Below are 16,165 nucleotides of genomic sequence, written 5' to 3'. Positions count from 1 at the left end.
TTGTGGGATGCTTGATTGTCAATCTAATAATTGACGATCACAGTGTAGCTAAAAAACCGGAGGAACAGGTGGACAATCAAAAAATCGCTATCATCGGTCTGGGCCGTATCGGCTCGGCTTTCTTGCGTAATCTGCTGGCGCGCAGCGGGCGTGGTGTCGATGTAGTCGGTGTCGCGGAAAGTGGCGATACGCCCGGCCGCAAGCTGGCGCTGGACGCCGGCCTGAAGATCGCCTCGCTGGACGAGATCGTGGCGCTGGGCAGCGGCATCGACATCCTGTTCGACCTGACCGGCTTGCCTGCCGTGCGGCGCGAGATCCGCGAGAAGCTGATGGCGCAGGACAATCACCACACGGTGGTGGCGTCGGAAACCATCGCCCGCCTGATCTGGGCGCTGACCAGCGATGACGAGTTGCCGGTGATCGCCGGCCGCAGCACCGGCTACTGAACCGTCACGCGGAAAAAACGCCGCCGCAGCGCAAGCTGCCGGCGGCGTTTTTTATGGCGGCGCAGGATTTACGGGCCGATCGGCAGGAAGTTCAGCACGCCGTCTTCGGTGATGCCGGCCAGCACCCAGCCGTCACCGGAGATCGCCAGCTGGCGCGCCAGCAGCTGCTTGCCGCTGCTGCTCAGCTTGTACTGCTGCAGCACCTTGCTGCCGGCGCTGTCGTACATATAGATGTCGTTGCTGGTGGCCTTGGCGGCGCCGGCGCAGAAGATGCGGCCGTCGATCGCCACTTCGATGTTGTTCGGCGTGGCGTCGCCGATCGCCATATAGCCCTGGATGCCGAGGTCGTCGCCGCTCATGATGGTGCACGACTTCGGCGTGCTGGAAGCGCTGTAGATGCGCTTGCCGTCGCTGCTGACCCAGACGTCCTGGCCCAGCGTGCCCGGGCTGCCATGGCTGGCGGCCGGCAGCCTGGCGGCGTACAGCGTGCCGTTGTTGAGCGCGCTGTAATCCAGCGTCACCGTGGTGTGCTGGATGCTGCTGGCGTTTTCGCTCTGCTGCACCACGCGCTTGCCGTCGGCGCTGGTGGCCAGCGTGCCACCGGTGGTCAGTGGCAGGCCGGTCAGGCGGGTGCTACTGGTGTTGTTGCCGGTCAGGTAGGCCTGGCCGTCGCTGAGCAGCATCATGGCGACGCCGTTCGGGCGCACCAGCTTGAGGCGGGTGGCGCGCGTGCCGGCCACCGCCAGCGGCAGCTGCGCGCTGATCAGGCGGGTGCCGAGGTCGACGGTGGTAATGCGGGCGTTGTTGATGTCGACCACATACAGCGCGTCGCCGTTGGGTGTAACCGCCATGTCGCCCAGGCCGGCCGAGAAGCCGGTGATGCTGGCTTCCTTGCGGCCGGTGTAGACGTTGTAGACGTCGATGTAGGCGCCGCCGTTGTGCACGTAAGCGTAGGGGCGGGCCGGATCGGTGACCAGGTTGGTGTAGGTCAGCGCGGTCTGGCTGGCGGTCTTCGGCGTTTCGCTGCCATTCCACAGTGCCACGCGGATCACTTCCGGCGCGCTGGCGTCCGGATCGGATGCCTTGATGGTGATGGTGGCGGTGCTTAGCGTGTCATTCAGCAGCTGGCTCGGGTCGGCGGTCAGGATCAGCTTGTCGGCGCTGACGCCCACCACCAGCCAGGCGGCGTCGCTGGTGGCGCTCATGCCGGCGAAGTTGTTGAAGTTGTCGCTGACGGTGATGGTGCGCGTCAGGCGCACCCAGCCAGGCGTGCTGACGAAGGCCACGGCGGTTTCCGATGGCAGCAGCTTGTGCTGGTCCTTGTTGATGGCCAGCACCAGGTCGGCCTGCACCGAGTCGCCATTCACCTTGGTCACGGCGCTCACCAGACGCGAGCTGACACCGACAGCGGCCTGGTCCGGCTTGGCCTTGAAGGTGGTGCTGGCGCCGGCCTGGTTGACGGTGCCGGCGGCAGTGTTCACAGTGGCCCAGTCCGGCAGGCTGGAGAGTTGCCACGGCCAGCTGTTGGTGCTGGTGTTGAGCGTCAGCGTCCAGTTCTGGCTGCTGCTGAAGTCACGGCCGTAGACGCCGCCCAGCGTCATGGTCTGGGTCGACGCCTGCAGGCTGGCGCGGCGCAGGTCCAGTGTGACTGGCAGCGTGCGTTCGGCCAGGCCGGTCGGCGTGATGGTGATGGCGCCGGTGTAGACGTTGCTGGCCAGCGTGCCGATAGTCGGGTCGACCGTCAGCACGGTGGTGGCCGGCGTGCTGCCGGCCGTTGGCGACACACTCAGCCAGCCGGCGTTGCTCCTGGCGGTCCAGGCGGTGGTGATCTTGTTGTCGGTGTCGAGCGAGACGATCTGGCTTGGGATCGGCGCGCCGTTGATGGCGGTGAAGGTCACGCTATTGCTGCCCAATACCAGGCCCGGCGGCAGCACGGTGAGCGCCACCGGCAACACCGCGCTCTGGCCGTCGTTGGCGCTAATCGTCAGCGTGGTGCTGTAGTTGCCCTGCGCCAGGCCGCTGACGTCGTAGCTGACGGTCAGGCGGGCGTCGCCGCTGCCGCTGGCGGTGCCGAGCTTGAGCCAGCTGGCGCCGCTGACGGCGTTCCAGCTGCGGCCGGCGGCGCTGATGGCGACGTCGACGCTGGAGGGCGCGGCGCCGCCTTGCTGGCCGGTGGCGCTCAGCGGCATGGCCGGCACGGCGCTGAAGGTGGCGCTGCCGGCTGGCGTAACGGTGATGTTGTAGGGCAGCGCCACCGGCGAACCGGGGAACTGGCTGGCGCAGGCGCTGTCGCGGCACAGGCGCACGCTGAAGCTGTTCTGGTAGCTGCCGGCCGCCAGCGTCGGCGCGGTTTGCAGCACTGCGTGGTACTGGGTGTCGCTGTCGCGCACCAGTTGCACATTGGGCAGCAACACGCCGTTGTTGTCGACCACGCTGGCAAACACCGTGGTCGCGTTGGCGAAGTCGGATGGCCGGACGACGCTGGCGATGACGTTGGTGGTCAGCGAGTTGCCGGCGCTGACGGTGCCAGTGACGGTGGCCGGCGCGAAGGTCAGCGCCGGGGTGACGGCCGGCGGGGTGGCGCCGCCACCTCCACCGCCACCACCACCGCCGCAACCGGCCAGCAATGCACTAATGAGGAAGGGGACGGCGGCGTGGGCGGGCCTGAGTCTCGGCATGACGGAATCCTTGTGGTATGAGCGGCTTAATCTACTTGCAATTGTTGCGCGAACGCAACTAAGTGTCAAGCGAAAGCCGATCCAGCATACCACCGTGTCCGGCTATTTGTTGCGTTGCTGGGCCTCGTAGGCGCGAATGCGGTCCAGCTTGGCCGAATACAGGTCGTGGGCGCTGCGCGTCGTGCTGTTTTGCATGGCCCGCGCCATGTAGTTGTCCGCCGCGCGCAGGTTGCCCAGCTGGTAGTTGGCCACCGCCAGCCAGAAGTACACTTCATGGTAGTCGGGCACCCGTTCCAGCTCGCGTTCAAACAGCTTGCGGGCGCGCGCATAGTCGCCCAGCTTCATCGCTTCCTGCCCGAGGTGGAAGAAGTGGAATGGCGGGTAGGGCTCCAGCTGCGCCAGCCGCACGCGCAGCGCCGCCGCCTCGTCCAGCTTGTTCTGGTTTTCCAGTGTCTGCGCCAGGTTGGACAAATAGATGGTGTTGTCGGGCGCCTGCGCGTGGGCGTAGCGCAGTACCTGCTCGGCCGCCTCCAGGTTGCCGCGGTGCTGGTAGATCACGCCCAGTGTGTTGTAGGCGTTAAGGAATAGCGGATCGGCTTCGGCCGCCTTGCGCGCAGCCCAGTAGGCGTCGTCGATGTGGCCGGTCGACAGCAGCTCGGCGGCGCGGTTGTTGAGGTACATGGCCAGCACCGTGCGTTCGTCCAGCGGCTTGGCGGTTTCGCGCGCCTTCGGCGGCACCGGGATGAAGTCGACCGTCAGCGCGGTGGCGTCGTCCATATTGTAGGTGGTGTAGGGATTGCGGTCGCTGCGCGGCCGGCCCAGCGCCAGGTTGACGTGGTTGGCGGCGAAGTACAGATTGCCGGCGCGGCTCCACACTTCTTCGACATCGATCTGCTGGAACAGCACCGGCATATTGAGCTCGCGCGCCAGGGCGGCTGTCATGATGGCCAGCGACAGGCAGTTGCCGGCGCGCGCTTCAAAGGTTTCAGCGGCGTTACGGGTGACGGCAGCGTCGTATTCAAGTTGCAGCTTGTCGCGCCGGTACAGCGCGTCGAACAGCATGCGGCGCACGTCCTTGCCGGGCGAGGCGGTGCCGATTTCATGCCGCACGTAGTCGCGCATCGCCGGACTGGCGGCGAACACCTGCCGGACGTCGATCGGCGTGGCCGGCGGCTGGAACAGCTGATCGTGGAAAAGTTGCTGTGCGGGGGCGATGCGCGCCCCTTGCTGGCTGGCGCAACCGCTGAGGAATGCGGCGGCGCACAGCGCCGTACAGATGCTACGGGCCCATGGTTTCATGACAGTCTCCCTTTGCTGCGGAGCACAAGCCGGCGCCGCACCAGGCAGCGGAATCTGCGTTCCGCGTTCTGGAAAGTATCCTCGGCTAAACCGGGACTGTCAAACAGGAAATCGCTTTCAGGAAAGCGGGTCTGCCGAGACCGAGATGTCGGTGACGCCAAGGCTGGCGAGGGCGTCGGCCAGGTCTTCCAGCGCCAGTGCCAGGTCGGCGGCTGGATCGAGCGGCTTGCCGGCGGCGGCCAGTGGGGTGCCGCCCAGCGACAGTTGCACCAGCAGCAGCGGGTCGTCTTCGTCTTCCGCCGGGGCGATGACGGCTTGCACCTGCGCCGGGTCATGGCCTTGCAGTGCCTGGTTCAGCGTCGACAGCAGGTGCAGCATGTCGTGCTCGGACTGGCCCTGCGCGCGGGCGCCGAAGAACAGGTCCTGGTACAGGAAGTTCAGCGTCAGCGCCGGGTCGGCGCCGCGCGCGCGGCCGAGGCAGCGGGCCACCAGCGGCGCGTAATCTTCGGTCCATTTCTGGTAACGCTCGGCGCGCTGGGCGAAGTAGGCGTCGGCCGCCTTGTCGCCGGCCGGCACCTTGTAGAAGGCGTCGTCGGTGCGCTTCAGCGCGAAGCCGAGCAGGAAGCGCAGCTCGACCGCAGTGTCGTCCGCGCTGAAGCTGGATGGCGACCAGCCGGCCGCCATGCTGCGCTCCAGCGCTGGCGCGGCGGCGATTTTTTTATCGGTCAGCGATTGCGCGGCTTCGCGCACCATCGCTTGCAGCTGGCCGTAGTTGATGCGTTCGATCTCGTCGAGGTCATAGGCGTGGCTGACCAATACTACCTGCGCTTTCGGGCTTTCCAGGCCGGCGTCGGTGATGCTGTTGAGCAGGGCCTCGTAGGCGTCCGGGTCCTGGAAGTCGGCGGCCGGATCGAGGCCGCCCTGGCTGTGCACGAACACCGGGATGGCGAAGGCGTCGATCTCCAGGTCAGGCGCGTTGTCGCGGCGCAGGATCAGGTTGGCCGCGCCTTCCTCGGCGGCGGTGCGCAGATAGCGGTAAGCCTCCAGCGATTCGTCGCGTGCCATCTCGATGGCGCCGTACAGCACTTCGTTCTTGCCTTGCGCCAGCAGGCGGCGCAGCAGGCGCTGGAAGTCGATGTGCTTTTGCGCCAGCTCGGCGCGGGTGGCGGCGGAGATGATGTCGCCGCTGGCCGATTCGTCGGCCAGATCCAGCGCCAACGCACACAATTCGGTGGTTTGTTGTTCGTCTTTGACTTCGGGGGAATTGGCGGATTTGCGCGGTACGGGGCGCTTATTTTTAGGCATGCTTGATTGGACTTCTTTTTATCGTTCGGTGTGGAAGGTTTCGTTCAGCTCGTCGAGCAGGTCTTCGGTTTCATCCTCGGTCAGGCCGAGGTGGCGGCAGGCGCTGTCGCCGCCTTTTTCCCATTCGTAGGACATCGTGCGGTTGTGCAGACGCTGGATGCCTTTTTCGGCCAGCAGCGACAGCGCCACCAGCGAGCGGATGGCGTCGTCGGTCGACGGGTCTTCCAGCACGCGGTAGTCGTGATGCAGCAGGATGGCCCACGAGACGTCCGGCGACAGGCCCCAGTTGCGCGCCAGCAGGCAGCCGATGGCGGCATGGTTGGTGCTGTAGCGGGTGTCCTCGATGGCGGTGAAGACGCCGCTGGCGTCGTTGCAGGCGCGCTCGTAGGTGTCATTGTAATCGTCGAAACGGTTCATCAGCAGCGGCACGCCGATGTCGCAGAACAGGCCGAAGGTATGGGCGATGTCCGGCGGCGCCACGCGCAGCTTGCGCGAGGTGAACACTAGCGCCTGCGCGCGGCGCGCGGAAATTTCCCAGAAGGCGTTGAGGTCGGCCTCCTTGCCTTCGATGGCCTGGCGCGCCAGCAGCCCGGTCAGCAGCGAGGCGCACTGGTTAATGCCGAGGAAATTGATCGCCTGTTCAACCGACTTGGCCTTGCGGGCGGCGCCGAAGAACGGCGAGTTGGCGAGTTTCAGCAGCGCGCCGGACATGCCGACGTCGTTGGCAATGATGCGGGCGATCTGGCGTGGCGATGGATCGTGCTGGCCGAGTTCGCGTTGCAGGTCGACGAGCAGGCTGGGCCGCGGCGGAATACGGATGGAACGCATCAGCGCGTCTTCCACCGCGTTTTCTGTTGGCAAGGCTGGGGCAGCTACTGTCGTCATTGTGATCTTTGGGGCAAAAGGCAATCTTATCCTCGATTATCGCCGCATAAGGGCGAGGATTGCGCGAATTTGTGGTGATTTTCTGAGCACAGCGCCATATTTTGTCGTGAATTGCGTGGGATCGATAACTATTTTGCACGACTTTTGTCGTCGAGCCGTCCAGATTGGCATTTAGAATAGACGCATGATGACGACACTCGCAGGGATTGATTTCAGCGCACCTTCGCACGTGGTGGCGCCGCAGCTGATCGGCGTGACGCTGCTGCTCAACGGCGTCGGCGGGCGCATCGTCGAGACCGAGGCCTACGACCGCGAGGAGCCGGCCTCGCATTGCTATATCGGCGAGACGCCGCGCAATTTCGCCATGTTCGGGCCGCCTGCGCGCAGCTATGTGTACCAGTCGCACGGCATCCACTGGTGTCTGAATTTTGTCTGCCGCGAACAGGGCCACGGCGCCGGCGTGCTGATACGCGCGCTGGAACCGGTGGAAGGGCTGGAGACGATGCGCGCGCGGCGTGGCCTGGACGATGAGCGCCTGCTGTGTTCCGGGCCGGGGCGGCTGGGCCAGGCGCTGGGCGTGACGCGCGAGTTCAACAACCGGCCGTTGTCCGAGGCGCCATTCCTGCTGCTGCCGCGCGACCCGGCGCGCGAGGTCGAGGTGCTAGCCGGCCCGCGCATCGGCATTTCCAAGGCGGTGGAGCTGCCTTGGCGTTTCGTGGAAGCCGGCTCGCGCTTTTTGAGCAAGCCCATGCGGCGGCTCTAACTTGAACACCGAGACCGCCTGCGACAGGTGGCCGGCCTGGTCCTGCAGGCTGGCTGCTGCGGCGGCGGCCTGTTCGACCAGCGCGGCGTTCTGCTGCGTCACATCATCCATCTGCCCGACCGCCTGATTGACTTCGGCGATACCCTGCGCCTGCTCGGCGCTGGCGGTGCTGATGCGGGCGATGATGTCGTTCACCTGCTGCACGGCGGCGACGATGCCGCCCATGCGCTCGCCGGCCTGCTGCACCGAGGCGCTGCCGCTGTCGATGGTGGCCACCGAGGCGGCGATCAGCGTCTTGATTTCCCTGGCGGCGGCGGCCGAGCGCTGCGCCAGCGTGCGCACCTCGGCTGCGACGACGGCGAAGCCGCGTCCCTGTTCGCCGGCGCGCGCCGCTTCGACGGCGGCGTTCAGCGCCAGGATATTGGTCTGGAAGGAGATGCCGTCGATGACGGCGATGATGTCGACGATCTGCCGCGAGCTGGCGCGGATCGAGGCCATGGTCTGCACCGCGTCGTCCATCGCCGCGCCGCCGTGCAGCGCCAGGTCGCTGGCGCCGGCGGCCAGCTGGCAGGCCTGGCGCGCGTTGGCGGCGTTGGCCTGCACTGCCTGCGTCAGGCTGGCCATGGCGCTGGCGGTCTGCTGCAGCGAGCTGGCCTGCATTTCGGTGCGGGTCGACAGGTCGAGGTTGCCGGTGGCGATTTCGCGGGCGGCGGTGTCGATCGAGCGCACCGCGCCGAGGATGGTGGTCAGCGTGTGCGTCAGCTGGGCCATGGTCTGGTCGAGCATGCGCGCGGTGTCGGCGATTTCATCGCGTCCTTGCGGGCTGCGGCCGGCGGCAAGGTGGCCGGCCGCCAGCGCGATCACCACGTCGGCGATGGCGCGGATGTCGCGCAGCATGGCGCTGCGCACCGCCATCGTCACGCCCAGCGACAGCGCGATGGACAGCAGCACGATGATGGTCATGCTGGTGTTCAGCGTGCGGAAGTCCTGCTTGGCTTGCGCGTGCGCCTGTTCGCTCAGTTGTTTTTCCTGTGCCGCCAGTTGCGCCAGCTGGTCGTTCAGCAGCAGGAATTGCTTTTCGGCGCTGGCCATGGCGTTGGTGGCGATGCTCTGGTCCATCTGCGCCATGTCCATGGTCTGCTGCACGGCCTTGCGGTACGCCGCCAGCGTTTGCAGCGCTTGCGCGACGATCTGGCGTTCGCTGGCGCTGGTGCTGGTATCGGGCGGGCCGGCTGCCGCCGCGCTGTCCTGCTGGTCCAGCTGGTGCAGCTGCGTGGCGATGGCGGCGTGGCGGGTGCGGATGTCGCGCGCCAGCGCATCCAGGCGCGGCTGGGCAAAGCTGCCGTTGACCCAGGCCAGCAACTGGTAGATGTGGGCGTGCGCGTAGCGCGCTTCGCCGCTGACGTCGGCCGCCAGTTTGAGGCGGGCGGCGCGTACCTGCACCAGGTTTTCCAGCGACGCGTTCTGGCGCACCATGCCGGCGTAAGCGGCAGCGGCGGTGGCGATCAGCAGCATCAGCACCAGCATCGGCGCGAGCAGCAGTTTGGGACCGATACGCAGTTGGTTCAGCATGGCGCCCTCCGACTTATTTTTTGTAGATGCCGGCTTCCAGCACCACCTCGCCGACCCGCAGGATGTAGGTGGTCTTGGGCTCGATCTTGCCGGTGGTGGGATTCTTGTACTGGTAGTCGACCCAGCCGTGGCCTTTTTTGGCAGCCAGTTCGATGATCTCGCGGCGGTATTTCTTGCCGCTGGCGTCGGGGATGTCGGTCAGGTCCTTGCCGACGATGGAAGGGTTGACCGGGTGCGCCAGCACGATGCCGGTCTTGATGTCGCGCACGTCGACGTACAGCGAGCCTTGCAGGTAGTCGGGATCTTTGGCGGCGATCTTTTTGATGAAGGCGTCCTGGCCGTTGGCCTTGATGTAGGCGGCGCCTTTTTCGGCCATGGCGATGGCGTCTTTTTCGGTGGGATCGGCAGCCAGCGCGGGCAGCGCCAGCATAGCAGTGGTGAGCAGGGCGAGGGTTTTCATGAACGGACTCCTGAAGTGTGGGTGACGCAGTCAACTCTACGCCGGCGGCAATTTCACGAATTGCGTTGCCGCAAGATCTTGCAACGCGGCACGGCCTAGCATGGGGTTTTCCGACCCGACCGAGGACTTGCAATGGATACGCCCAAATTCAAACCGTTCATCCGCCAGACGATTTCGCATTCGCGCCAGTGGGAGTGGATACCGCCGGACTTGCAGGAGGCGGTGCAGGTGGTGTCGCATGTGCTGCCGTTTCGCACCAACGCGTATGTGCTGGACCATCTGATCGACTGGAACAATATTCCTGATGATCCGATTTATCGCCTGACCTTCCCGCACCGGGACATGCTGGCGCCGGACGACTATGCGCGCCTGCGCGAGCTGGTGCTGGGCAAGGCCGACCAGCCGGCGCTGGTGGAGCTGGTGCGGCGCATCCGCCTGCGCATGAATCCGCACCCGGCCGGGCAGATGACGCACAACGTGCCGCGCGTGAACGATGCGCCGCTGAAGGGCTTGCAGCACAAGTACAAGGAGACGGTGCTGTTCTTTCCCAGTTCGGGGCAGACCTGCCATGCGTATTGCACTTTCTGTTTTCGCTGGCCGCAGTTTGTCGGCATGGAAGAGATGAAGTTCGATGCCAGTGAATCGCACGAGCTGGCGTCGTATCTGCGCCTGCATCCCGAGGTGACCGATGTTCTGATTACCGGCGGCGATCCGCTGGTGATGAATACGCGTTCGCTGGAGGCGTACATCGCGCCGCTGTTGACGCCGGAGCTGGCGCATATCCAGAACATCCGCATCGGCACCAAGTCGGTGGCGTATTGGCCGCAGCGCTTTGTGTCGGATCGCGATGCCGATGATTTGCTGCGGCTGTTCGAGCGGGTGGTCGCGGCGGGCAAGAACATGGCCATCATGGGGCACTACAACCATGCGGTGGAGCTGCGGCAGGAGGTGGCGCAGCAGGCGGTCAAGCGCATCGTCGGCACCGGCGCCACCTTGCGCATGCAGGGACCGCTGATACGGCATATCAATGAGGACCCGGCGTCGTGGGCGGAGTTGTGGCAGACCGGCGTGCGGCTGGGGGCGATTCCGTACTATATGTTTGTCGAGCGGGATACCGGGCCGCGCGAGTATTTCCAATTGCCGCTGGCGCGGGCGCATGCGGTGTTTCAGGCGGCGTACCAGATGGTGTCCGGCCTGTCGCGCACGGTGCGTGGGCCGTCGATGAGTGCTTTTCCGGGCAAGGTGGTGATAGACGGGATTGCGCAGATTGGTGGTGAGAAGGTGTTTGCCTTGCAGTTCCTGCAGGCGCGTAATCCAGACTGGGTGCGCCGGCCGTTTTATGCGAAGTTTGATCCGCAGGCGACCTGGATGGATGAGTTGAAACCGGCGTTTGGCAAGGAGAAGTTCTTCTTCGAGGAGGAGGGTGGCAGCCGCAGCGAATACGGCGCCGAGCCGCCCGGCGCGCGCAAGGTGATTCCGCTGATGGCCGCGCGATGACGCGCGATGCGCCGCCCGCTGTCGTCGCGCCGTCTGCCGCGCAGGCGGCCGTTGCGCCGTGCGCCTCTGCGGTTGTCTGCGAGGCGCTGCCGGCGGCGCTTTCTGGGCGGGCGGTGTTTGTGTTGGTGTTCTTGCCGTTCGCGCTCGGGCATTTCCTGTCATGCCTGATCCGCACGGTGAATGCGACGCTGGCGCCGCAGTTGGTGGCGTCGTTGGCGCTGACGCCCGGCCAGCTTGGGCTGCTGACTAGCGCTTACTTTCTGGCGTTTGCCCTGGCGCAGCTGCCGGTCGGCATGGCACTGGACCGCTGGGGACCGGCCAGGGTGCAGTTGCCGATGCTGCTGCTGGCTGGCGTTGGCGCGCTGGCGTTCGCCGGCGGGCAGGACTTCGCGCAACTGCTGGTGGCGCGTGCGCTGATGGGCCTTGGACTGGGCGGCTGCTTCATGTCGGCGGTGAAGGCGATCTCCACCTGGATCGCGCCGGCGCGGCTGCCGTCAGTACAGGGCTATCTGATTGCCGTCGGTGGGCTGGGTGCGGCGGCGGCGACGCTGCCGGTGCGCCTGGCGTTACAGTATATGGATTGGCGCGCGCTATTCCTGTGGCTGGCGTTGGCGGCAGCGCTGACCGGCCTCCTGATCCGCGCGCTGGCGCCGCAGCAGCCGCTTCCGGCATCGCAGCCGCACCCCGCGCAGCAGCAGCCGCTTCCGCCATCGCCGTCGCACCCCGCGCAGCAGCAGCCGGCGCTATTGCAGACCGTGCTACCGTCGCCCGACGTGCGCAAGCCGGCCATGCTGGCGGCGATGCGTGAGGTCTGCCGGCATCCGGCTTTCCGCGAGGTGGTGGCGCTGGTGCTGTTGCCGCACACGGTGTTCTTCGGCGTCCAGGGGCTGTGGATAGGCCGCTGGCTGAGCGACGTGGCGGGCTACAGCGAGGCGGCGGTTGGCTATCTGCTATATCTGGGCATGGCGGCGGTGATCTTCGGCGCCATCGCGGTTGGCATGCTGACCGAGTGGGCCGGCCGGCGTGGTGTGCGGCCGATCAGTGTGGCGGCGGTTGGCGTGGCGCTGTTTGTCACGGTGCAGGCTGGCTTTGTTTGCGACTGGCGGCCCAGCTATCCGTTGCTATCGGTGCTGTTCACGCTGGTGGGCACGGTCACCGGCATCGAGTACGCCATCGTCGCGCAAAGCCTGCCCGGCGCGCTGACCGGGCGCGCGGCGACTTGCCTGAACCTGCTGATCTTCCTTGGCGCTTTCGCGGTGCAGGCAGGCTTCGGCCTGGTGGTGGGCTGCTGGCGGCCGGACTGGCAGGAGCATTATCCGCCGGCCGCCTACCGGACGGCCTTCGGTGCGCTGCTGCTGTTGCAGCTGCCGGGACTGGTCTGGTTTGTGCGGCGGCGCGGACGCAATCCGGTAGAATGGGATTCCCATCCGACCAGCCCCCGATGATGCGATGAAGCCATCCGATAATGTGTTTGCCTCCCTGCCGCTGACCTGGCGCGAGTGGATCATGGACAATCTGGCGCGCGCCTGCAGCCCGCTGGACATGGCCAACAGCATGGCGCGCTCGGGACAGTACAGCATGGCGGCTGCGCGCGCGGCGATCGACGAGGCGGTGCAGCTGCGCGCCGGCGGCCAGACTGATGCCGGTGCGCCGGCACCGGCGCTGGCACCGGCAGCGCATCAGGCCAGCGCTTTTTCGGCGCCGCGTGACATGCCTTTCATCGATACCAGCAGCAACCGCATCGTGGCGCCGGACCGCGAGATCGACGTGCTGTTCGTGCTGAAGAAACCACAGGTGATCCTGCTCGGGAATGTGCTGAGCGAGGAGGAGTGCGACGCCATCGTTGCCCATTGCGGCACGCGCTACACGCGCTCCACGGTGACGGCGGAAGCCGACGGCGCCAGCGTGGTGCACGAGGGCCGCACGTCGGAGATGGCGTTCATCCAGCGCGGCGAGGCGGAGGTGGCCGAGCGCATCGACCGCCGGCTGGCGGCCATCGCCCACTGGTCGCCCGAGTGCAGCGAGCCGTTCCAGTTGCAGAAATATGGCCAGACGCAGGAGTACCGCCCGCACTACGACTGGCTGGATCCGGACAGCGCCGGCCATCGCGCGCATCTGGCGCGCGGCGGCCAGCGGCTGGCGACCTTTGTGCTGTACCTGTGCGATGTGGAGCAGGGCGGCGGCACGGTGTTCCCCAACCTCGGGCTGGAGGTGTTTCCGAAGAAGGGCAGCGCGCTGTGGTTCCTCAACACCGACAGCAACCACCAGCCGGACCCGCAGACGCTGCACGGCGGCGCGCCGGTGGTCAGCGGCACCAAGATCATCGCCAACAAGTGGCTGAGGCAGGAGCGCTACGGTTAAAATGCGGGATGACTGTTTAACCGAGGGTGAGGTATGAGATTAGTGCGCTATGGCCGTCCAGGCAAAGAGAAACCAGGCTTGATCGATGACGAGGGCAAGCTGCGCGACCTGTCCGGCGTGATCGCCGACATCGATGCGGCAGTGCTGGCGCCGAAGTCGCTGCGCAAGCTGGAGAAGATTCCGCATGCGTCGCTGCCGCTGGTGCGCGGCAATCCGCGCTTCGGCGTGCCGCTGGCGCGGGTCGGCAAGTTCCTGTGCATCGGCCTGAATTATTCGGACCACGCGGCGGAAGCCGGCATGCCGGAGCCGAAGGAACCGATCATCTTCACCAAGGCGATTTCGGCGCTGAACGGCCCGGATGATCCGGTCATGCTGCCGCCAGGCTCGAAGAAGACCGACTGGGAGGTTGAGCTGGGCGTGGTGATCGGCGCGCGGGCGCAGCAGGTCAGCGAGGCCGATGCGCACAAGTTCATCGCCGGCTACACGGTGGTCAACGATGTGTCGGAGCGCGCATATCAGCTGGAACGCGGCGGCACCTGGGACAAGGGCAAGGGCTGCGATACCTTCGGCCCGGTCGGCCCGTGGCTGGTGACGGCGGAGGATATCTATGACGTGCAGGATCTGGATCTGTATCTGGACCTGAACGGCAAGCGCATGCAGACCGGGAATACTTCGACCATGATTTTCACGGTGGCGCAGATTGTCAGCTATGTGTCGAAGTTCATCACGCTGGAGCCGGGCGATGTGATCGCCACCGGCACGCCGCCGGGCGTGGGCATGGGGCGCAAGCCGCAGCGCTTCCTGAAGAAGGGCGATACGCTGCGGCTGGGTATCGCCGGCCTGGGCGAGCAGCAGGCCGACGTCATCGCCTGGAAGGCGTCGAAGTAAGCGCTGCCTGTAGCGAGTCGGCGAGGCGGCTGGTGATTTCCGCCAGCTGCGCTTCCGTGGTGATGAAGGGCGGGGCGAGCAGCACGTGGTCGCCGTGGCGGCCGTCGATGGTGCCGCCCATCGGGTAGACCATCAGGCCGCGCGCCATCGCTGCTTCCCTGATGCGGGCGTGCAGCGCCAGTGCCGGGTCGAATGGCGCTTTGCTGGCGCGGTCGCGCACCAGTTCCAAGCCAATCAGCAGTCCGCAGCCACGGATGTCGCCGACGTGCCGGTGTTCGTCCAGCGCGGCGTGCAACATGCCGGTGAACGCGGCGCCGCGCGTGGTGACAGCCTGCAGAAGGCCATCGCGCCGGATCACCTCCTGCACCGCCAGCGCGGCGGCAGCGGCCACCGGGTGGCCCATGTAGGTGTGGCCGTGCTGGAAGGCGCCGCTGCCGTCGCGCAGGCGCTGCACGATGGGCGCGCGTGCCAGTACCGCGCCGATCGGCTGGTAGCCGGCGCCCAGCCCCTTGCCCAGCACCACCAGGTCGGGTAGCACGTCCTCCTGTTCAAACGCGTACAGCGTGCCGCTGCGGCCCATGCCGCACATCACTTCATCGAGTATCAACAGCAGCCCATACTGATCGCACAGCGCGCGTACGCCACGGAAGTAGCCGGGCGTCGGCGGCACCGCGCCGGCGGTGGCGCCGACCACGGTTTCGGCGACGAAGCCGATCAGCGTGTCCGGGCCGGCAGCAAGGATGGCTTGTTCCAGCTCATGCAGCAGGGCGGCGGTGTAGTCGTCCTGACGCTGGCCGTCGGCGCGGTCGCGGTACTCGTAGCAGGGGGCGACGCGCGGCACGTCCATCAGCAGCGGCGCGAACGGCGCGCGGCGCCAGGCGTTGCCGCCGACCGCCAGCGCGCCCAGCGTGTTGCCGTGATAGCTCTGGCGGCGCGCGAGGAAGGTGCTGCGCTGCGGCTGGCCGGCTTCCACCCAGTACTGGCGTGCCAGCTTGAGCGCGCTCTCCATCGCTTCCGAGCCGCCGCTGACCAGGTAGACCTGATCGAGGTCGCCAGGGGCGTCGGCGGCCAGGCGGGCGGCCAGTTGTTCGGCGGCGTCGCTGCTGAAGAAGGCGGTGTGGGTGTAGGCGTTGCGGTCGATCTGTGCGTGCATCGCGGCCAGCACGTCGGGATGGGCGTGGCCGAGCGAGGAGACGGCGGCGCCGCCGCTGGCATCGAGGTAGCTGCGGCCGGCGCTGTCGGTGATGGTGATGCCGGCGGCGTGGGCGGCGAGCGGTGGCGCGTGGCGCAGGTTGCGGTGGATGAGGTGGCTCATGGCGTCCTTTCGTGGCGAGGGGCAGACTGCCGACGATAGCCGCGTTTTGCCGGCGGCTTATTGATGTATGCCATGATGAGGTCTTTCAGGGAGGCGGCATGGGTGATCGTGGTGAGGACCGGCTGGGGCCGTTGCCATTTGCGCAGATGAGCGCCAGCCAGCAGGTGGCGGCGCAGGCGGTGATCGATGGGCCGCGCGGGGCGCTGTACGGGCCGTTCGTGCCGCTGATACGCTCGCCGGAGCTGATGGCGGCGGCGCAGCGCATGGGCGAGTACCTGCGCTACCGCAGCGCCATCGGCACACGCCTGACCGAGCTGGCGATCCTGGTGACGGCGCGGCACTGGAGCCAGCAGGTGGAATGGGCGATCCATGCGCCGATCGCGCGCGATGACGGCATCAGCGATGCGGTGATTGCGGCGATTGCGGCGCGACGGCGGCCAGAGGGCTTGTTGGCGGACGAGGCGCTGGTACACGATTTCTGCGTGCAGCTGCATCAGCGCCAGCGGGTCGACGATGCGACTTATGCGGCGGCGCTGGCGGCTTTTGGCGAGCAGGGCGTGGTGGACCTGATGGGTATCAACGGCTACTACACGTTGCTGGCGATGGTGATGAACGCGGCGCAGACGGCCGTGCCGCCGTCCAGCGCGCCGCCGCTGCCGGATTGAGACGCGCTTTTGACCCGGTAAGGCGCCGCCT

The 16,165-nt window shown here is 66.6% G+C and carries 14 protein-coding genes; 7 read left to right on the top strand and 7 right to left on the bottom strand.

What is annotated here, in order from left to right:
• Positions 1 to 68 precede the first annotated feature (68 nt).
• Positions 69 to 446 carry a Rossmann-fold NAD(P)-binding domain-containing protein gene (locus tag BLS51_RS10470; protein WP_090183028.1) on the top strand — a complete coding sequence of 126 codons (378 nt, stop codon included), beginning with the start codon at positions 69 to 71 and terminating at the stop codon, positions 444 to 446.
• 68 nt (positions 447 to 514) lie between these two features.
• On the opposite strand, the gene BLS51_RS10465 is transcribed toward BLS51_RS10470, so the two are convergent.
• The 4 genes from BLS51_RS10465 to BLS51_RS10450 all read right to left on the bottom strand — a co-directional run bounded on the left by BLS51_RS10465 (position 515) and on the right by BLS51_RS10450 (position 6,613).
• The gene (locus tag BLS51_RS10465; protein ID WP_090183030.1) at positions 515 to 3,124 is read right to left on the bottom strand and encodes a BACON domain-containing protein; all 2,610 of its coding nucleotides are present in this window, start codon (positions 3,122 to 3,124) and stop codon (positions 515 to 517) included.
• A gap of 102 nt (positions 3,125 to 3,226) precedes the next feature.
• Entirely contained in the window at positions 3,227 to 4,423 is a 1,197-nt protein-coding gene (locus BLS51_RS10460) for a tetratricopeptide repeat protein (protein WP_090183032.1), read from the bottom strand.
• 117 nt (positions 4,424 to 4,540) lie between these two features.
• Complete coding sequence (locus BLS51_RS10455; protein WP_090183034.1) at positions 4,541 to 5,728, bottom strand: hypothetical protein; 1,188 nt, start codon at positions 5,726 to 5,728, stop codon at positions 4,541 to 4,543.
• An 18-nt stretch (positions 5,729 to 5,746) separates the two neighbouring features.
• Positions 5,747 to 6,613, bottom strand: coding sequence for an HDOD domain-containing protein (locus tag BLS51_RS10450; RefSeq protein WP_090183037.1), 867 nt, complete (start codon positions 6,611 to 6,613; stop codon positions 5,747 to 5,749).
• Between the two features lie 184 nt (positions 6,614 to 6,797).
• On the opposite strand from BLS51_RS10450, the gene BLS51_RS10445 reads away from it, so the two are divergent.
• Positions 6,798 to 7,376: a DNA-3-methyladenine glycosylase gene (locus BLS51_RS10445; protein ID WP_090183039.1), complete on the top strand. Its 579-nt coding sequence runs from the start codon at positions 6,798 to 6,800 to the stop codon at positions 7,374 to 7,376.
• Here BLS51_RS10445 and BLS51_RS10440 read toward each other — a convergent pair.
• Together BLS51_RS10440 and BLS51_RS10435 are read right to left on the bottom strand one after the other, a co-directional pair.
• A complete protein-coding gene (locus BLS51_RS10440) occupies positions 7,275 to 8,948 on the bottom strand; it encodes a methyl-accepting chemotaxis protein (RefSeq protein ID WP_090183041.1) in 1,674 nt (557 codons plus the stop codon). The two genes, BLS51_RS10445 and BLS51_RS10440, sit on opposite strands and share 102 nt — an antisense overlap.
• Positions 8,949 to 8,961: 13 nt before the next feature.
• Positions 8,962 to 9,408 carry a cache domain-containing protein gene (locus BLS51_RS10435; RefSeq protein ID WP_090183043.1) on the bottom strand — a complete coding sequence of 149 codons (447 nt, stop codon included), beginning with the start codon at positions 9,406 to 9,408 and terminating at the stop codon, positions 8,962 to 8,964.
• 132 nt (positions 9,409 to 9,540) lie between these two features.
• On the opposite strand from BLS51_RS10435, the gene BLS51_RS10430 reads away from it, so the two are divergent.
• Genes BLS51_RS10430 through BLS51_RS10415 form a run of 4 tightly spaced genes read left to right on the top strand, consistent with a single transcriptional unit; the run spans position 9,541 to position 14,154 of the window.
• The gene (locus tag BLS51_RS10430) at positions 9,541 to 10,905 is read left to right on the top strand and encodes a KamA family radical SAM protein (RefSeq protein WP_090183044.1); all 1,365 of its coding nucleotides are present in this window, start codon (positions 9,541 to 9,543) and stop codon (positions 10,903 to 10,905) included.
• Positions 10,902 to 12,350, top strand: coding sequence for an MFS transporter (locus tag BLS51_RS10425; protein ID WP_090183047.1), 1,449 nt, complete (start codon positions 10,902 to 10,904; stop codon positions 12,348 to 12,350). Before BLS51_RS10430 ends, BLS51_RS10425 begins: the two co-directional genes overlap by 4 nt.
• A gap of 4 nt (positions 12,351 to 12,354) precedes the next feature.
• Positions 12,355 to 13,266 carry a 2OG-Fe(II) oxygenase gene (locus tag BLS51_RS10420; protein WP_229207547.1) on the top strand — a complete coding sequence of 304 codons (912 nt, stop codon included), beginning with the start codon at positions 12,355 to 12,357 and terminating at the stop codon, positions 13,264 to 13,266.
• A gap of 33 nt (positions 13,267 to 13,299) precedes the next feature.
• Positions 13,300 to 14,154 (top strand): fumarylacetoacetate hydrolase family protein, encoded by an 855-nt coding sequence (locus BLS51_RS10415; protein WP_090183050.1) that lies wholly within the window; start codon positions 13,300 to 13,302, stop codon positions 14,152 to 14,154.
• Here BLS51_RS10415 and BLS51_RS10410 read toward each other — a convergent pair.
• Positions 14,129 to 15,469 carry an aspartate aminotransferase family protein gene (locus BLS51_RS10410; protein ID WP_090183054.1) on the bottom strand — a complete coding sequence of 447 codons (1,341 nt, stop codon included), beginning with the start codon at positions 15,467 to 15,469 and terminating at the stop codon, positions 14,129 to 14,131. The genes BLS51_RS10415 and BLS51_RS10410 overlap by 26 nt on opposite strands.
• Before the next feature lie 98 nt (positions 15,470 to 15,567).
• Here BLS51_RS10410 and BLS51_RS10405 point away from each other — a divergent pair, with 98 nt between their 5' ends.
• Positions 15,568 to 16,134, top strand: coding sequence for a carboxymuconolactone decarboxylase family protein (locus BLS51_RS10405; protein ID WP_090183057.1), 567 nt, complete (start codon positions 15,568 to 15,570; stop codon positions 16,132 to 16,134).
• The last annotated feature ends 31 nt before the right edge of the window (positions 16,135 to 16,165 follow it).

Origin of the sequence: Duganella sp. OV510 (assembly GCF_900100205.1) — a bacterium.
GTDB lineage: Bacteria > Pseudomonadota > Gammaproteobacteria > Burkholderiales > Burkholderiaceae_D > Rugamonas.
Note: the sequence above shows the minus strand (reverse complement) of the source record. Positions and strands in the feature narration are given on the sequence as shown.